This is a genomic window from Microbulbifer maximicatervae (SeqCode), from assembly GCF_052467325.1.
Map to the genome: position 1 here is coordinate 1,750,712 of NZ_CP174310.1, position 15,815 is coordinate 1,766,526.

The following is a 15,815-nucleotide window of genomic DNA, read 5'->3' on the forward strand; positions in this document are numbered from 1 at the left end:
TGGATGTACCACAACAGCTCCCAACTCTAATTTCCAGACATGCTTGATTGCGTGAGTATCGACAACGACAGAAAGACCGTTAACATGGCGCATAGCCCCCAAGCAAAAAGTGAAATAGGCCCGGTGAAACTGCCACAAAGAGAGGACCAGGACTGGAGTGCCCTGCTGACGCGAGTCGGTGCGGAGCGTGATCGCCAGTCCTTTGAGCAGCTCTTTCACCACTTTGCCCCACTAATTAAGGGTTTCCATCACAGCCGCACCACCCAGGCAATTAGCGCTGAAGCCGCCGATGAGCTAGTTCAGGAAACCCTGTTTAAAGTCTGGCGCAAGGCCCCCAGCTTCGATGCCAGTAAGGCTTCTGCCAGCACCTGGATATTCACTATTATGCGCAACACTCGTATCGACATGTTGCGCCGCAACGGGCGTCATCAAAACGCCGAGATTATTGAAGCCATGGATGTTTGGGATGAAACCCCCGAACACCAACCGTTGATATTTCTACAGAGAAGACGCAACGAAAAGGAAGTTGCGGAAGGCCTGCACAGCCTGCCAGCAGAACAGAGCCACGTCTTGGAAAAGGCGTATATGGAGGGAAAATCCCACAGTGAGATATCCAAGGAGCTGGAATTACCATTGGGCACGGTAAAGTCCCGCGTGCGACTGGCCCTAAAGAAGTTACAAGCGAGGTTGGCCAAGTAGGTTTAGTATGATTCGCCACCACCCCGATAAAAATTTACTCCTTGAATACGCTTCCGGCAGCCTGCCCAAAGGCGCCAGCCTGGTCGTTTCCGCCCATATACAAATGTGTGCCGAGTGTCGCGCTCAGTATCAAACCATGAACACCCTGGGTGGCTCCATTCTGGAGTCCTGTGCACCACAGGCCGTAAACGATGAGGCTTTCCAACGCCTGATGGGACGTATTGATCAGGCCGCTGAACCGGAGCAACAAGTGGCTTCCGAGAGATCCAAATCCACGGAGCCCATGCTGGCGGATGCACCGCCAGTCGTGCACAAGCTGCTGGAGAAAAATCCCCCGATCAAGTGGAAAACTATCGCGCCCGCCCTAAAAATGTGTCGACTGAAAACCGGGCAGGATCAATATGAAGTGAGCTTTCATCGCCTGAGTTGTGGCGGCAAAGTTGCAGAGCACGATCACCGGGGCTACGAACTCACCCTGGTTCTGTACGGCAGCTTCTCTGACAGTGATGGTGTTTATAGTCCAGGGGACTTTCTGTTGCGGGAACCCGGCGACGTACACCGCCCGACGGTCACAGAAGATCAAGAGTGCCTGTGCTTCTCTGCGGTACAGGCACCGGTGGCGATTACCGGTGTCAGCGGCTGGTTGCTAAACCGCCTTATCCCGTTTCGTCCGGGCTGACACCGATTAAAAGAGCTGCGGCGTCTAGGACGCCGCCAGAGAAGTCGGCTCTTGCTCCCCATCCACAAATACTGCAGAAAGCTCATCCCAACGATCGCTGACCGCCGCGAATTTTTCCTCGCGCACATGGCCATAGCCACGCACTTGAAGGGGGATTTCGAGCAGCTCTTGTGCCTCTGACAGGTTTTCGCCGGACAGATGCGCGGCCACGCTATCAACTGCTTTGGCCACCTGTTGGGCCCAGCGCCGTTCAGCACGGCGCTCCTGGGTGTAACCGAAGACATCCAGTGCAGTACCGCGAAGCACTTTACCCTTAGCCAACAGCGGCATCAGCTTGCCCATCCAGGGGCCAAACTGCATTTTGCGTACGCGACCACTGCTATCGGGGCGAGCAAGAAGCGGCGGCGCCATATGGAATTTCAGGGTGTAGTCGCCGCTGAATGTCTCACGTAGCTGTCGCTTGAAATCTTCACCGGTGTAGAGGCGCGCCACTTCGTACTCATCTTTATAAGCCATCGCTTTATAAAGGCTGCGCGCACCCATACGGGTAAGATCGCCCCGAGCAGCTGGCAGTGAAGATTCAGCTTTGCGCAGCGCCTCTATATGGCGAAGGAATTCTGCCGCATAGGCCGGGCTTTGATAGTCGCGAAGCTCTGCCGCCAATCGCTCCAGCAACTGCTCCACCGACTCCTCAGGCTCTACCAATTTCACCGGCTTGGCCGGGACTGCCAATTGCTCGATCGCTTTAGGGTTTTCCGCCAGCAAACGGCCAGCGCGGAAAGCGCGCAGGTTATTCTCTACCGCCACACCATTGAGCTCAATGGCCCGTTCCAGGGCCGCTTCACCGATTGGCAGCAGTCCTTTCTGGCAGGCAAAACCCATAATCATCAAGTTGCTAGCTACGGTATCGCCAAACAGTGCCTGGGCATATTTATTCGCATCAAAGGCAAAATACTCCGCACACAGGGACTCAATACTCTGTTGGGTCGCATCGGCGGGGAATGCCAGCTCGTTGTCGCGAACAAAGGCCGCTACCGGTACTTCAGCAGTATTTACCAGGGCACGCATTTCGCCGGTGGCAAATTTGGTCCGCTGGCCAGCGGCGGTGACCATATCGCAGCCCAGTAACAACTGCGCCGCGCCATCGCGAATACGAGCGGTGGTAATCGCCTCGGGGTTTTCTCCCACTTTCACATGAGCCACTACAGCGCCATTTTTTTGTGAGAGCCCGGTAAAGTACAAAGTTGTACTGCCCTTCTCTTCCAGGTGCGCCGCCATACCCAGCAGTGCCGCCACGGTAAGTACACCACTGCCACCAATGCCGGCCACCAAAATACTGAGTGGCTGGGCCAGAGTCGCGACCGGCGCAGAAGGTAATCCGGCAATAGCCACGTCTAAGGCATCCGCCAGGGACTGCACCGGGGGCTTTTTCAGTTCTCCCCCTTCCACAGTGACAAAGCTCGGGCAGAAACCATCGGCACAGCGCATATCCTTGTTGCAGCTGGACTGGTTGATCTGGCGCTTGCGCCCCAACGGGGTTTCCAGCGGCTCCACGGCAATACAGCTGGACTGCACACTGCAATCGCCACAGCCTTCGCAGACCCGGTGGTTAATCAGCAATCGCTGGGATGGATCGACCATCTGTTTTTTCTTGCGGCGGCGGCGTTTCTCGGCCGCACAGACCTGCTCATAAATAATCGCCGTCACACCGGCAGTTTCCCGCAGGCGACGCTGCACGGCGTCCAGCTCAGAGCGGGGAAGAACTTCTACGGCAGTGGGCAGTTGGCTGCGGTGTTCGCGCCAGTGGTCGGGGTTCTCGGTCAAAAGAATAACCGTACCAACCCCCTCGGCCAGCAACTGTGCAGCCAGGGAGGGAGCATTAACTTCGCCATCGGCGGGTTGGCCACCGGTCATGGCCACCGCATCGTTCAGAAGAATTTTGTAGGTGATATTCACCTGGCTCGCCACGGCCTGGCGAATGGCCAATAGCCCGGAGTGGTTGTAGGTTCCATCGCCCATATTCTGGAAAATATGCTCGGCGCTGGAGAAACGGTGCAGTCCTACCCATTGGGCGCCCTCGCCTCCCATATGGGAATAGGTATCGGTGCGCAGGCCTTTACCCAAAGCCATAATATGACAGCCAATACCGGCACTCCCCAAACTGCCTTCTGGCAATTTGGTGGAAGTGTTATGAGGACAACCTGCACAGAAAATGGGTTCACGAGCCAACAAGCCCTGAGCCTTTGCAGCGACATTGCCCCCCAGTTTTTCTGCCAGGGGAATCAGCTGTGCCGCCAGTTCAGTATCCACCAGCCAGCGGGCAATGGCCTTGGCCACCTGATCCGGGCCAAAGCCCCACACTGCCGGCAACAGGTCCTTGCCATCCAGGTCTTTCTTACCGACTACCTTCGGACGATAACTATCTTCCCAACCGTAGAGCAGGTTTTTCAGCTGATCCTCCACCAGGGGACGCTTCTCCTCGACTACCAGCAAGCGCTCCATGCCCTTGGCGAACTCACTGATGCCCCTAGGCTCCAGCGGCCAGGACATCGCCACTTTATAGATGGAGATGCCGGCTGAGTTCAGATCTGCCTCTGATAAGTTGAGCAGTTTCAAAGCCTCAAGCAAATCACCGTGGGCCTTACCCACCGTTACAATGCCGAAGCGTTTTCGCTCCGCACTGTGAGTGGTTTTATCCAGGCGGTTGGCATAGGCGAATGCCTTGGCTGCAGGCAAACGCTCCTCCAGCATACGGCGCTCATATTCGAGGCGCTCCGCAGGCCAATTCAGGTGGGGATCGTAGTTCAGGCCGTGTGGCGGGATTGGGAAGTCAGCTGGAATTGTAAACTGGGGCAACTCCGGCACAATCAAGGAAGCACCGGCCTCTACAGTTTCAGTAATTGCCTTAAAACCCACCCACAAGCCCGAAAAACGGGATAAAGCAATGCCCGCGAGGCCCAGGGTCAGGTACTCATCAATGGAGGACGGAAATATCAGCGGCATCATTACCGACTCAAAAATCTGGTCGGTATTGTGGGAAAACATGGAGGATTCTGCAGTGTGGTCATCCCCACACAACGCCAAAACACCACCTAGTTTTGAGGTGCCCTGAATATTGGCTTGGCGGAAAACATCTGCGGTGCGATCTACACCGTGGCCCTTGCCATACCAAATAGAAAAGACGCCGTCTTTCGTTGCCTGCTGGCGATAGTGATCCAGCAACTGGGTGCCCCAAATATTGGTCGCCCCCAGGTCTTCATTAATGCCCGGCTCAAAATGGATTTCCCGCTCGGCCAATAGCTTCTTGTGCCGCCACAGGGCCTGGTCGTAACCGCCCAATGGGGAACCGCGATAACCGGAAACAAAGCCAGCTGTATTGAGGCCCGCCAGCTCGTCCATGCGCTTTTGCATTAAGGGCAAACGAACCAGGGCGTCAATTCCGGTCAGGAATACACGGCCAGATTCACGGGTAAAAGCCGCTTTCAGCGAATACTCGCTATCAAAGCCCAATTCCTGATCGCCTTCGACCATTGCCATGGGTACCACCTATTTTATCTTTATTGCTTTCATCACTCCGGTTCTCGACGCCAGTAACATGTCGCAAAAATATTCGCGGCATCTCCCGAGTTACAGCAGAACAGACCAGAGCTGTTTAATAGCGCTAAAATTAACACTGCCCGGCAGAGCAGGTCATACCAAAATTGGCCCAACTCAGGCATAATGCCGCCATAACTCGCTAAAGATGACCAGCTACTGGCAACAAATCACTCAAAATGAAGTATTTTGGGGGATACAACGGAAAGGACATGCCCTCTTATGGTGCTCGCCTCTGGCCTTCACACTCTGTGTGACTAAATAAGCGCCAAAGGTTCTGCTTTTTGAGAGGCATAGCCTGGAACTGATCAGGGGATATCAGTTTCCGTCCGTTTACAGCTAACCAGTATCAACCGGTTCGGCAACGTACCCATAAGCGGGAAATTAATAAAAAACGAGAAGGTCTCACAAAAGATGCGCAGTATAGGAAGCTACTGCCATAACAAACCAAAAAAAACCATGTACGCAATGCACACAATTTACCGGAGAACGCTGGGAAGCAAAGATTCACTGGCAGGTTGATGATTAGCAGCCGGCGATACCGGCGTACGTTCAGAGAGATGAGATACGGAATATAACCATGGCCTATTTACTGGATGCCATCGACAAGAAAATTCTGGAAATCCTTCAACAGGATGCCACCATTCCAAATATTGAGCTTGCAGAAAAAGTCTGCCTCTCACCCTCCCCCTGTTCACGGCGGGTTAAAAATCTAAACGAGCAAGGGTTTATAAAACGCGCAGTTACCCTGCTTGAACCGGAAAAGGTTGGGTTACCGGTAAGTGTATTTATCCAGGTTACTCTTAACCACCAAGTGAAAAAAGAGTTGCAGGACTTCGAATCGGTTATCGGCCAATGGCCGGAAGTGATGGAGTGCTACCTGATGACCGGTGATTTCGACTACCTGCTGCGAGTTGTTGTACCCAATTTGCAGGCTTATCAGGAATTCCTGGATAAAAAACTCACTGAACTCCCAGGCATCGATCATATTAAAAGCAGCTTCTCTTTAAAGCAGGTGCGTTACCGCACTGAGTTGCCGCTGGATCAGTTGCTGGAAAGCCAAAATTAACTTTCTGCTAATCGAATCAACTGCAACTGCCTTTTGTTGATTACGTCACGGTCATAAAGCTACCATCTCAAGCTATTGAGAAAAGATAACAGTTTAAGGAGCGTTATCTTAGCTTTATGCCCCCTCTCGATAGGGCACCACAAGGACTACCAGTACGGCAGTCCTTCTCGAGAGCTTTACTTGAGCTGAAACTCGACGTAAATCTCCGATGATACTTTTACATTGCCTGGCTTGAACTCGTACTGTGTGCTTTTTATATTTGAGGCACGTCTTTTGCTGCCAGTTACTACGACTTCTTCGAGGCTGTACTGGCGACGTATATTCTGCTTGCCTATTTGGTGCACCTTATCTAATTCAGCCCCAAACTGCTTGGCCAAGAACTCAGCGTTAGATTTTGCTGATTGAGCCGCATTAGCCAAAGCCTCTCGCTTTAACTCTTCATAGTTAGATACATCTGGTTTTATGCTATCTATTTCTGATACATGACTATCTACCAGGGCTTGGATTACCTCACCGTAAAGGCTGACATCTCGGATGACGATATCAATATTCCTACGCACCAAATGACCTATGATAAAGGCATTTCCATTATCATTATAATCTTCAGCTGTTTCGATATTCAGTGAAGAGGATGTTATGTCTTTTTCGGCAATACCAAGTTTTAACAGTGATTGCACTGACAAAGATGAAATCTCATCAACTTTTGCCTTGGCTTCAGATGGATCGTTCTTACTCAGACTGAATACGTTGTACCCAATACGAATAAGATCAGGCACAGCCTCGACCACTCCCGAGCCTTCAACAGCAATAATTCTTTCTTCAGCAATAGAGAATGAGCCTAACATAGACAGTATTATTAGTGCGGCTACTTTATTCATTCTTATCCCTTGCTCAATATTGTCTCGTAATTGGGGTAGGCCCGCACTCCACGATGCCCGACTAGGTACACAGGTTACATAAATGGATTAGCTACCTATCCCACTTGCACGGCAATGAGCTTACTTTGCTCATTGAGTTTGATATAGGCAGGATATTTACTCTAATTGTTTTGGTGAGCATTCTTTATACCTTTCGCGCCGCAAAACAAATTGACCAAGAAAACAAAGAGTTTATTCAGCATGGCAATTATTGTCAATTTGGACGTTATGCTGGTTAAACGTAAAGTCAGCTCGAAATCACTGGCGGCTCAGATTGGAATCACCGAAGCCAACTTATCCCTATTGAAGCGCGCCAAAGTGAAAGGAGTAAGGTTTGATACTTTGGCGGCAACCTGTGAAGCACTTGAGTGTCAGCCTGGCGATATTCTTGAGTTTAAACCAGACGAGTAAGATTATTACGAGAGCCCATTGGGCTCTCTAACACCCGGTTTAACCTTTCTCAGTAGTGAAGCAAGCCATTCACTCCAAGGTAAAATTCGCGTACTGAGCCAGAATACCCGCCCAGGCCTTCTCAATTTCTGGCAGTAAGTCCTGAAACGCGGCTTTCTCTGTCGCAACCCGTAAATCATCAACCGCATCCGAGGTACTCCAAACACTAGCACTCGTACTGTCTGTTGCTGTGGCTTCAGAAATACCGAACAGATACTCGGTGCGGACATCAAAAAATGCTGCCGAGACTGTGGTTGTTACCTTTACCTCCTTGTTCTTTAAAAAACCCAGGGAGATAACATTGAGTGGTGCAAATTTCTGCTCACCGGCATGAAAAGAAGTATCAAAAGTATACACCAGCAAAATATCAGCTTTTAGCCGCGCCGAAGCCTCCCGAAGTGACCGTACTGAGTCTAGATTAGTCGGCAGAAGGATTTTATTAAGCGGCGCTACATTGGATACTGCCGGTAGCTGCGATAAACGAAGAAAATCCCCCTCAGTCTCCACCTCCCGAGTCGTAACAACACTATAGCGACCTGTGCCAAAGCTATTGAGCCGGTAAGATTGGTACCCTGATGCCTGAACTCGGGCAACCGAGATATTTGCAGGGAATGGCGTTGCTGGCTCTTTAGACATCAATTCATTGATATCGGCATCCGTCAGCTCACTCAGATGCACCGAGCCTCCAGGAGTAGTATATGAGGCACAGCCACCCAGAGTGAATAAGGCAGCCAGTAGTAGCACTTTCATACATATATTCATCGGGAATCCCTTTCGAAATTAGGTGAGATATAACGTTATCACAAGGTAACAGGTGGCTATATAGTTACCTGTTAATTCGGGCTAATCCCCACAACTGCTCTTCCCGCTACTCGCCAAACCCTATGCGCACCGCCTATGCACAAAATTCCAATCCGCCCGATTTAAAAGGCTATACGCCCAGCACTTTACGAAAAAGCCTGTCAAATTCTGGAAGATCCAACTTTGGCCTTTCCTCTATAGAGTTGGCACCAGATCTATCCAGATTTGCTTGTATCCAGCCATCCAGTTTGCCATCAACGGCTATCAAATCGCCCTCTTCAAGCTCCTTCTTTTTCAAAATCAAACTGGAAAGAATATCCAGAAGCCACTCATTTCCTGTGGAAGGCAACAACTCGGTGTACATATGACTAAAGTCCACAGGAGGAATTTTTTTAAACTCTTTTATATACAGCGCATTAAGCAGTGAGCGCAGCACATAAAGTAACTTCTTGACCTTAATCTCTTTAAAGCCTCGATCATCCTCTCGAACAAACCTGGAGTAATTATTAAACCCCATACTGACATAGTGATGAGCTAATGCTCGCGGCTGCCAGCATTTTAGAGCCAAATCCTGCAGTGCCCCCAAAATATCTTCATTTCTGAAATAGACCTTTGGCGAAAATAGCCACTCGATTAAAGTGGGGTTACTTGCCCTCATTAAAGTTAAAGTCTTCTTAATATCCCAGCCGACCAAGTCCAGTTCATCGCCAAGTTTCTTATCAAATGGAACCTCAACAACATCTCTGGGAGTACCTATCGTGAGATATTGCTGAATATTACGTTTGTAGATAAACCTAACATCCCAGTCACTATCAGGGGATTCAAATCCCCATGCGCGGCTTCCTGACTCACAAGCATAGATAATTTCAATATCTCGCTCTACTTCCAGTGATTTCAAGCGGTCCTTTATCAGCGATTCCATATACATCCACCTGCTACGTCAAAACAAATCAACTATACCCGAAAAACTCGTTGATTACCCTTAGGAGACCTATCGGTTTACTCTCATAAGAGAGCCATTAGGGCAGCTGTCTCTCTCTCCTAACAACTGAACTAGAAAATGTTAAGCATAAAGCTCCTATAGACTATGATAAGCGCTAAAAGTGGCTCCCAGGAAGCTAGCCCCATGGACGGAAATCCAAAAGACTCTATCACTGTAAACAACCACTCTATCTCTTATTTCCAGGAGGGGCAGGGAGAACCCATTGTTTTTGTACATGGTGCACTGGCCGATGCTCGTATGTGGCAAGAACACTGCAAAATTCTATCAAATGAATTTAAAGCGATTTCATTCACCCAAAGGCATTTCGGTAACCCGGGTAACCCTTCAGAAGGCCCCTTTGGAATTGATACCCATGCAGAAGACCTAGTAGGGCTGATTGAGGCCCTAGATATAGGCCCTGCCCACCTAGTAGGATGGTCCTATGGTGCCGATGTAAGCTTAAATGCTGCCATAAAGGCACCTAAATTAATCAAAAGTCTGTACCTTTATGAGCCTGGATATCCGGGATACATTGAAAGCAATAACATGGAAGAGTATCGCCGAGATGCTGAAACTATGTTTGCAGAAATTTTCAAAACAACAGCTGAGGGTGGGCTGGATACTGCCGTTAAGCTACTAATCAACGGCTCTGGGAATCAAGCAGGCTACTTCTCTCAGCAGCCCCTTAAATATCGTGTACAGCAGCTGGATAATGCCTACACCCTGCCTCTACAGCTTAATCAAACTGAACAACCCGCACTGAACTCTAGTAGCCTATCAGGCATATCTATTCCAGTTTCCGTGGCCTACGGCAACAATACTCGCCAGCTATTTAAAACTGTATCGCTTGCGGCGGGAACATTAATCCCAGGCACCCATCCACAAGAGGTAAGCTCAGCAAATCATATGCTACCTCTCGAAAATCCTGCACGCTTCTGCCAACTTGTGAGGGAGCACATTACCAATTGCTGTGACCAGCAAATTGTAACTTAATTATAAAGAGCAGGGAAAGAATACCTATAAGGCATGAAAACCGATTGTAGGCTTAGTCTCTCGAGTATTCTTTCCCGCTCAGCAGTTAAAAGCCTCTTATTATTACTCACTATCAATTAAATATAGGGGGTGGAATTATCCCCCCCTAAGGCGCTCTAATCAGCTTTACAAATCCTTGCGTCTGAATACCAAACTCCCGCTTGGCAGCTGGAACCCTCTTCACAGTGTTCATCTGTTTGACAATAGCACTGACCATCGGGATTGCAGCCAGGGGTTAAATAATTCTCCAACGGATCAGCCCCACTTACCCGATCCCAGAAGGGGTTGGAAAACATATTATTTGGGTCCAACTCTTCTTTCACATCCATAAACTGGGACCATTTAGGGAAGCGCGCGGCCATATCCTCAAAGATAGCGACTGAATTCTTACCCCAATGAGGCCTGGCTCCATACTTCCTGAGAGACATCTGCTCAATTTCCAAATTGACAAAGTAGTTCTTGGGCACAGCTTCACCTCGTTGACGCAAGGTATATTCAATTCCTACAAACGCTGTATCACGGCCTGCTGTCATCCCTAAATAACTATCGGAAGCCTTGCCAAAACGAAAATAAATACCATTCAGTGGGAAACAGGTTTTTTCACTATTTGCAATAATCTGGCGGACATCTCCAATCCAGTTGGGCAGCTCTTCAAAGGGAATCGCGACCTCCTGAAGTGCAATTGGAAGGTTGTCCCAGACACATTTGTCGGGCTCTTTACATGCAAAGTGCTGCATCAGATCCGCATGCCCAGTGGGTTTGATCAACTTCTTCAGGCCTGAATCAACATCCCTGAAATAGGAACTGGAGCGTGCAGTATGGCGAAGGGAGGCTGCAAAACACTGCAGTGTGGCACTGTCGGCTTCATGAAGGCTATCGAATATCAATCCAAATAAATATTCGGAAAAGTCTGACACATCAGCCTGGGCGTTGTAGGCATTACCCTTAGTAGACAAAGGTACCTTGTTGTAAGTTGTTACGGTATAACGCCCTAATCCCGGGAACCAGGCAACATTTGCTGAATGATTATCTCGAGCCAAATCAAGAACAACATCCTCCAGCTCATCATCGCTGTGATACCCCTTTACTTTTGCTTGTACCTTATAGCCAGGTTCAACCTCTATGGTCACTTCAACAACTACGCCTAAAACACCTAGGTTTACCCTGGCGGCATTGAGCATCTCACCATTGATTACTCGTAAGTCCCCATTGCCATCAACCAACTTCAATTCGGTGACATAATCAGAGATCATGCTGCTTTTTTGTGTAAAAGTTGAACCGTGAGTACCGCTTCCCAGCATACCGCCTATCGTGAATATGGCCAGCTCTGTCACCATGGGCACGCTTAGTTCATGCTCTCGAAGATAAGCGGTAAAATCCCGGAATCTCATACCAGCCTGGACAGTAACCAACAGGTTATCTTTGTCCAGGCTAACGACCTGATCCATATTTTCCAGAGTGATTTGCACCTCTCCATTTCCTGCACAGGCCGCATCAATCTGACTATTGAATCGGCGACTCCCGGTCATCACTTTACGGCCTTGATCCGCTGCATCACGTACTATCTGCTGAACTTCATCAATACTGGTCGGATCATGGATAACACCAGGGAAACAATCCTGAGTATCCTGGTAGTTTTTTAATACCTCAGGCACTTCAATTGGTGGCGGTAGCTGCTCTGCAACACTTGTAGCAGCCATGAAAACGCCCACTATACAAAGAGCTTTTTTACACCACCTCAATAAATGTTTGGATTTGGTTATTATTTCTGCACACATACCTAAACTCCCTTTATTGCATTAACGTAGACTGGTGGATAAATCAACCAAAACGGGGAAGCAGCTCCCCATCGATAATGTCCCGAACATTACTGCTGTGATCAGGCGCCTTACTGCGAAGAAAATCAGCATAATTTGACCGGTAGGCTGATAAAGGGCGACGACCAATGGATGGCACCCACAGTGCATGATTCGTGGTTGCAAATTCCAGTGATCGGTTAGCTAGGATACAAATTGGCCCACCGCTGAGACGTGCCGCATCAAAAATCCAAAACTCTTTACCATTGGAATCGGATGTCGTTGGATATTTGCGTACAACTGCTGCAATCACATAACCGTCGTTCTGGGCCGTGGAGCCCGGGCGGGCCATAAATTGCGGGGTACGCATTACGCAATCTTCTGGGAACTGAAAGGCATCCGCAATCTTCATATTGACGCAGTCCATATGAATCAAGGCGGAAGGGCGACTTTCTTCAGGCATATTCCAATAGCCGTAGTGGCGCTCAGGATAATCGCGATATGCCCAGGAAACCCGCATAGATATATGGTCAGGCCTGTAACCCACAGCAGCCCAATAAAGGTGCTCAAAGGTTTCAGGGAACTGGAAGTGCCCACGGTAAGCCGGATCATTCATATCCCAGGAAAGCGCATCATCCCGAATAACCCGGTAATCTTCTTTTATCTCAATAGCTGAATTTGAGTTAACTCGAATCCGGGCACGTACCAAACCTCCAACATCCAGCGGTGCTGCAGGGTATCCGGACAACCACTTGGGTACCAAACCTCCCTTCTGCAGGATTTCAAAGCGGAATAACTGCTCAGATTTATCCATTGCCCCCATATATTGGCCATACAGGGTAATCTCACCCGCATTGTCATCGTAGTTGCAGACAATGTCCGAAGTATCAAAGCCGAGCTCCAGGTAATCTGCGATAATAGTATCAGCACCCGGCACCATATCGGCCTTCCGAATAACCCAACACCGGGTCCGGTGTTCTTGAGGCAGAACTATTCTTGTTCCAATAATTCGGGTAGATTCAACTCTCGCTGCAGTTTCAAAGACAATGATATGATTTCGCGTTACTCCAAGAGAGTGTGAGCTTGCAGCAATATAGGCGTTGTTACCCTGACGATCCCGAATGTTCCAACTTTCAAATGCACCCTCTCGATCCCAGCGAATTAATCGAATAAATCCTGAGCTACCAGAATCACCAATATTTCCACCATAGTTGATGGTGATACAGTTACCTGTTTCCAGATCAAAGAAAGGGTGACCGGTGGTCCGAACCTGGGGAAATAGCCACTTTTCTGGGGTTAGATTTTCAAGCAGCGGAGGTAAGCTCGATTTCCATTCATCCACTTCTCCAATAGGGGTTACCATCTCTAGAGTTGTAGCATCAAACTCATAGGGCATACCCCCTTCATAACTCATTGCAAAACGGTTATCTCCCATGTAGTTGGGGGCCGTATTGCAGTAGTTCATAAATCCCAGATTCGGGCTTGAGTATATTGTCCCACCTAACAAATTGAATTTATCAAAACCTGTTAAATCCTGCTCCTGCATTATCGCAGACGCGGTACGTATCATTTTTCGGGTATAGGGAACTTCACTGTTATTGCTCCGCCCAGTAAAGTCGAGCCGGGTCAAAGCTCCCTTTCCATTAGGTGTAAGATGGTTGGACGCCAGTGGAATACCCTCAGCCATAAGAAGATGGCCAATAACATCATCGGGTAAGATTCCCTGTATTACACTGAGCACTCCGGAGGAATCTGACAAATCACCAACCATTATTGACTCTGGGAAACTATAGCCATCCAAAGTATGGCCTGCCCCAGCCTTAACTGATGCCACTCCCATAAGCGGTGATGCAGACATTACACCTGCGGCCTTCAATAGATCTCGACGCTTCATTTTTTATCCCTAAAAAATACGGTCGGCAGCTTAATCTGACCATAAAATTAAATTTTTAATTAAATAATTGGCGCAATTCACGCCCAAAATAAACCTTTAGGCGAAAACCACTTATTATTCTTATCAAATCAACCCTTTAGAATTTTAACCCCTTAAAATTCACACCATCAACCTTTATACAACAATAAAAACAAACCAAACTAGAAAACAAAACCTATCAAACAGGACAATAAAAAATACCAATCAGTCAAACAAAAAAATATCGATAAGAAATCCGATATCGCCCAAAACAACCACCAGACTAATATCAACAACAGAATTTAAAATAAATATTAACACTCATTGAATCGCACAATATTTAATATATCCATGAGGCACCTCATATATATGCGCCAACAGATCGAAAGCTGCATCAGCCCCCCTAAGAGGTACAGCTAGGAAGCAGTGGATATATGACAATTCTATTAGACATTGAGAAAATGATTATTCATTGATGTTTAATTGTATTGGTATACAATATTTTATGCACAACTACCCTAAAATTAATTTAAGGTGACATTAATGTTTAGTCATATTATGGTCGGGGCCAACGATATCGAGGAATCAAAGGTATTTTACGATTCCACTTTTGGAATATTGGGTTACAAACCCGGCACTATTGATGATCGTGGCCGCTACTTTTATTTTAATGACAACGGTATTTTTGCCATCACCAAACCCATCAATGGGGAGCCCGCAAGCCATGGCAACGGCAGCACTATTGGCTTTACAGTAAACAGTTCTGAAGAGGTTGATGCCTGGCATGCTGCAGGTATTGCCAACGGTGGTACCAGCTGCGAAGAGCCTCCAGGCGTACGGGATAGCGCCGTAGGCCCAATATACCTCGCCTACTTACGAGACCCTGCTGGCAATAAGCTCTGCGCACTGTATAGAGCAAGCTAATTAGGGTTCGCAATCAGGTGCCTCCCTTTACAGGGAGGCGCTGTATAAGTGGACTAATAGAGTAATCAGTCCCAGCGGTTGAAAATAACGTGCATGCCGTGATGATCGTCACTCACGAATACGAAATAGCCGGCGCCAGTATGTGCAGTTGCGCACACCTTCGTCCCCTGGGAGGTCTCAGAACACTGCATTTTGTAGGCTTCAATTCCCGAAGCATCGTATTCACACTGACTGTATTGGCTGTCAAGAGTTTGCACTAAATCGCGGCTGCTCCTTGCCAATACATAGCGGTAATCACCAAAGTAGCGATAGTTATAGGCATCCAGGTAATATGCCTGTGAATCAATACCCCCTTCCAGAAGCTCGCTATAGCAGAGTTCAGGTCTGGCCATCCACAGAGTTTCCTGATCATTCGAAGAATGTATTCCTGGCCAATTCTGTTGATCATGTTGAGAGAGTACTACGTTGGTTGAATCAACATAGTCTTTCACAATGACGTAATCACCTTCATCACTTTCTATTCTACAAACCGGCGCACCGCCAATAAAATTATCACACTGAACCATATCCAGGCTGACTTGAGTTGTCTCCCCGGCACAGTCTTCTGCAAAGCTTTCAGCCCAGTATTGCACAGCCTTAACTGCATACTCTCGAGAGTCTTCTATTTCATAATAGAAGTCTGAAAAGATGCGATAAACCTCGCGATCATTAGTATTACTTGCAGAAGCTGCTACAGAACACTGACTAAACTTAGGCAGTTCAAAAGTCTGTTCTGCTTGAGCGGGAACCGCACCGGCAATAGCAATCGCTGCTGTAAAAGTGGCAAGAGTTTCCATTAGATGTCCTCCGTGAACAATCATCCTAAAAGGGACGCGGATTCTAGCAGAGGAAAAAAAACTATCAAAAGCAGTGTAACGATATGAAAGTTCAGGTACCTTCTTCCAAGGTTGTGAATATCTG

13 protein-coding genes are annotated in these 15,815 nt (G+C 48.3%); 6 read left to right on the forward strand and 7 right to left on the reverse strand.

Going from position 1 to position 15,815, the window contains the following annotated elements:
- Positions 1-84 precede the first annotated feature (84 nt).
- Together ACJJIE_RS07900 and ACJJIE_RS07905 are read left to right on the forward strand one after the other, a co-directional pair.
- Positions 85-699, forward strand: a complete 615-nt coding sequence (locus ACJJIE_RS07900) for a sigma-70 family RNA polymerase sigma factor (RefSeq protein WP_444894208.1) — start codon at positions 85-87, stop codon at positions 697-699.
- 7 nt (positions 700-706) lie between these two features.
- Positions 707-1,378 (forward strand): ChrR family anti-sigma-E factor, encoded by a 672-nt coding sequence (locus tag ACJJIE_RS07905; RefSeq protein WP_444894209.1) that lies wholly within the window; start codon positions 707-709, stop codon positions 1,376-1,378.
- Positions 1,379-1,402: 24 nt separating this feature from the next.
- On the opposite strand, the gene ACJJIE_RS07910 is transcribed toward ACJJIE_RS07905, so the two are convergent.
- Positions 1,403-4,915 (reverse strand): indolepyruvate ferredoxin oxidoreductase family protein, encoded by a 3,513-nt coding sequence (locus tag ACJJIE_RS07910; protein WP_444894210.1) that lies wholly within the window; start codon positions 4,913-4,915, stop codon positions 1,403-1,405.
- Positions 4,916-5,552: 637 nt separating this feature from the next.
- Between ACJJIE_RS07910 and ACJJIE_RS07915 the strand changes: the two genes are divergently transcribed.
- On the forward strand, positions 5,553-6,041 hold the full coding sequence (locus ACJJIE_RS07915; protein ID WP_282933267.1) for an Lrp/AsnC family transcriptional regulator: 489 nt from the start codon (positions 5,553-5,555) through the stop codon (positions 6,039-6,041).
- 176 nt (positions 6,042-6,217) lie between these two features.
- Here ACJJIE_RS07915 and ACJJIE_RS07920 read toward each other — a convergent pair whose 3' ends face one another.
- A complete protein-coding gene (locus ACJJIE_RS07920; protein ID WP_444894211.1) occupies positions 6,218-6,919 on the reverse strand; it encodes an SIMPL domain-containing protein in 702 nt (233 codons plus the stop codon).
- A 240-nt stretch (positions 6,920-7,159) separates the two neighbouring features.
- On the opposite strand from ACJJIE_RS07920, the gene ACJJIE_RS07925 reads away from it, so the two are divergent.
- The gene (locus ACJJIE_RS07925) at positions 7,160-7,369 is read left to right on the forward strand and encodes a helix-turn-helix domain-containing protein (protein ID WP_444894212.1); all 210 of its coding nucleotides are present in this window, start codon (positions 7,160-7,162) and stop codon (positions 7,367-7,369) included.
- A 69-nt stretch (positions 7,370-7,438) separates the two neighbouring features.
- Here the strand turns inward: ACJJIE_RS07925 and ACJJIE_RS07930 are convergent, their stop codons facing one another.
- Together ACJJIE_RS07930 and ACJJIE_RS07935 are read right to left on the reverse strand one after the other, a co-directional pair.
- Positions 7,439-8,158, reverse strand: coding sequence for a hypothetical protein (locus tag ACJJIE_RS07930; protein WP_444894213.1), 720 nt, complete (start codon positions 8,156-8,158; stop codon positions 7,439-7,441).
- A gap of 181 nt (positions 8,159-8,339) precedes the next feature.
- Positions 8,340-9,131, reverse strand: coding sequence for a nucleotidyltransferase domain-containing protein (locus tag ACJJIE_RS07935; protein WP_444894214.1), 792 nt, complete (start codon positions 9,129-9,131; stop codon positions 8,340-8,342).
- A gap of 204 nt (positions 9,132-9,335) precedes the next feature.
- Here ACJJIE_RS07935 and ACJJIE_RS07940 point away from each other — a divergent pair, with 204 nt between their 5' ends.
- Entirely contained in the window at positions 9,336-10,184 is an 849-nt protein-coding gene (locus ACJJIE_RS07940) for an alpha/beta fold hydrolase (protein ID WP_444894215.1), read from the forward strand.
- 155 nt (positions 10,185-10,339) lie between these two features.
- Here the strand turns inward: ACJJIE_RS07940 and ACJJIE_RS07945 are convergent, their stop codons facing one another.
- Both ACJJIE_RS07945 and ACJJIE_RS07950 read right to left on the reverse strand, forming a co-directional pair.
- Positions 10,340-11,923, reverse strand: coding sequence for a D-arabinono-1,4-lactone oxidase (locus tag ACJJIE_RS07945; RefSeq protein ID WP_444894216.1), 1,584 nt, complete (start codon positions 11,921-11,923; stop codon positions 10,340-10,342).
- 121 nt (positions 11,924-12,044) lie between these two features.
- A complete protein-coding gene (locus tag ACJJIE_RS07950) occupies positions 12,045-13,913 on the reverse strand; it encodes a carotenoid oxygenase family protein (RefSeq protein WP_444894217.1) in 1,869 nt (622 codons plus the stop codon).
- Positions 13,914-14,474: 561 nt separating this feature from the next.
- On the opposite strand from ACJJIE_RS07950, the gene ACJJIE_RS07955 reads away from it, so the two are divergent.
- Positions 14,475-14,855 (forward strand): VOC family protein, encoded by a 381-nt coding sequence (locus tag ACJJIE_RS07955; protein ID WP_444894218.1) that lies wholly within the window; start codon positions 14,475-14,477, stop codon positions 14,853-14,855.
- 65 nt (positions 14,856-14,920) lie between these two features.
- On the opposite strand, the gene ACJJIE_RS07960 is transcribed toward ACJJIE_RS07955, so the two are convergent.
- Entirely contained in the window at positions 14,921-15,691 is a 771-nt protein-coding gene (locus tag ACJJIE_RS07960; RefSeq protein WP_444894219.1) for a hypothetical protein, read from the reverse strand.
- Positions 15,692-15,815: the final 124 nt, after the last annotated feature.